The sequence below is a fragment of the Burkholderia sp. E168m23 genome, from assembly GCF_016586125.1.
GTDB classification, from domain to species: Bacteria; Pseudomonadota; Gammaproteobacteria; order Burkholderiales; family Burkholderiaceae; genus Burkholderia; species Burkholderia orbicola.
In genome coordinates, this window is record NZ_BCPP01001013.1 from 1 (window position 1) to 2,475 (window position 2,475).

A 2,475-nucleotide genomic window follows, 5' to 3' on the forward strand; every position below is an offset into this window, starting at 1 on the left:
CAGCTGTATACGCAGCAATATCAAACGATAAAGAATGGACAAAAACGCTCGCTGCGGCATGCCCCAAATCGCCAGCGATGCTTCTTCGCGTCGCCCTCTCTTCTAGCGCAGAGGGCACCCACACGCTCCCTCCAGCGCTTCCCACATACAGAAAGGATGCTTACGAAGGCCACATAGCCTTTCGTGCATCCGATTTTAAATTTGCGATTGAAAAATACACCCGATGCGCCGCAAGTGAAATATCGTATGTTGCCATGACGGGTAAAACGTATTTATTCAAGGCGCTTTACACAGCCAAGTGTTATGCGCAATGCCTCGCACTAATCGTTGATCAAGCGGTCGCAGGTGAATCTTTGCCGCTACAATTACCGCTCGCGGAATTGGCAAAAAAATGCTTGGACGAGTCCGCTTTACTTTCATCCCTAGATCTCTCCATCTTACTGCAAATATTGTCAAAGCATGTGCATCCTCGATGGGATCGGGAACTATCGGATATCTATGAAAACGTCATCGGCCAGCAAAGAGCAAATCGACCAACCGACTTATTTAACAAACCTGATTTTTGCTCAAAATCACGCTTCATATATTTCCTTCGAAACGTCTGCACTACAAGAATTCTCGATGACTGCACGGCATTTGAGAGCATGGATGACGTAGAGAGCGAGCGCATTGCAATCTGCCAACACCTCCTAAAAATCGACGCACACAACTCCGCCTCGTATCAGGATGAAATTAGAATAATTACCCGAGATTTGAATGTCGCACTATTATTAAAGAAAGTTCAGACGAGCAAGATATTCGTTGACGAAGTCGGAATTCGCAATGCTTTCGAAGCTTCGCTAACGGACAGCCTAGCACGTTATAAGGAACTTCAAAATTCTCCCGCGCTGACCTATCAAGCTCAGAAACTCTCCAAGCGCATTGAAGAGATGATCCATACCCAAGGATTATTAGAGTTTCGTGATTTTAAATTACCAACATCCGAATTGGAAGGACTCTTCCATACGATGTACCTGGAGGTAGCGAGCCAATTTGCCTATAGTCCCGCTTACGGTTTAGATACGCATTTGAGCACGACAATACGGCATGGAGCTTTTGAAGGTCACTTAAGAGGTCCCCTCGCAACGGAAGGTCTGCTTTGCAGGACTCGAAACAAGGCTCACTACATTCCTGAATTGACGATGAGACGACTTAGTCATTTAGTCGAGACGGAGATAGATCACGTAAGGCGATGTTTGGTGAGATTCACTACGCGGGTGGAAGAAATGATCTCGACTTATCTCGAACGTCGACTTCGGATAAAAAGCAGTCCAACACCCGACGGCATGTTCGCATTATTTGTTGAGCCTGATTCACTTGCGGAGATTAGTAATACCATCAATAGCGAAACCACACTCGACGAAGTTGCGGATCGCTTAGTTGCAAAATGCTGGGCACTCGCCGATTCTTCTATGGAAGAAATTAGATTGGAACTAGGCACCTCCGCACGCAGCCATGTCGAATCAGCATTCACCGCACTTATCCAAAATCTCGAAGAAAAGATAAGTCGCGAACGACTCCTCCCCCTCACGGATGCAATCGCGCGCGCGCGCACTCAGTATGACGCTGCCGTGGACGTTGTAAGCGAATGGTTTCGTCGGCCAACTGATTTGATTAGAGAACCGTTTGAATTTGATATCGCCGCCCATGTTGCACTTCGTCAGATTGCAAACTGCTATGTTGGATACGAGATTGTTCCTATATTGAATGTGGATGTCCAAGGTAAACTGCCAGGCTTCATGCTCGATGGCATCTGCGAAATACTTTTCATTCTTCTTCAAAATGTTCTTCTTCATTCAGGTTACGAGGATTTCGTTCCCGAAACGAAAGTATCTGCTCGACGGGAAAACTCGTATGTCGTGATAGAAATTACTAACTCTTTATCAGAGTCGATCGACCTGATCGAAAGAAGAGCTCAGGCTGAAGCGGCAATGGCTCGATATAGCCGCGACTCCGCCCTGCGACTAGCACGAAAGGAGGGTGGCTCAGGATTATCAAAAGTATGGCGGATCGCTGAATTTGATCTACGAAAATCTCATTCATTGAATCTATCCGTTACCGACGACAGACAATTTACGACAACTTTCCGACTGGGTGACGTGGGAGAGACAGCATGAAAATCTATGTCATCGAGGACAATCAACTAAAAGCCGATCTAATATGCGCTTATCTGCAAGAACATTTTACTGATGCCTCGATAAGACTATATGGAAGCTTTCAGACTGGCCTGAAGGCAATTGAGACCACTTGCCCGGATATAGTTCTGCTGGACATGAACCTCCCTACGTTTGATCGAGGACCGAACGTTAGAGAAGGACGAAATCGACCACTGGGGGGTTACGATTTAATGAGAAAATTGCGCCTTCGAGATATTTCCACAAGAGTAGTAGTAATCACACAACTAGAGCATTTTGGTGAGGGCGAAGATGAAATGAG

Annotated in this window: 1 protein-coding gene and 1 pseudogene; both read left to right on the forward strand. The window is 46.2% G+C overall.

The annotated features are described in order from the left end of the window. Positions 1 to 2,156 (forward strand): annotated as a pseudogene (locus JMF90_RS33330) (hypothetical protein); the annotation flags it as partial. Further along, on the forward strand, positions 2,153 to 2,475 hold a 323-nt coding region (locus tag JMF90_RS33335), incomplete at its 3' end, for a response regulator (protein WP_201326020.1). The pseudogene JMF90_RS33330 and the gene JMF90_RS33335, both read left to right, overlap by 4 nt.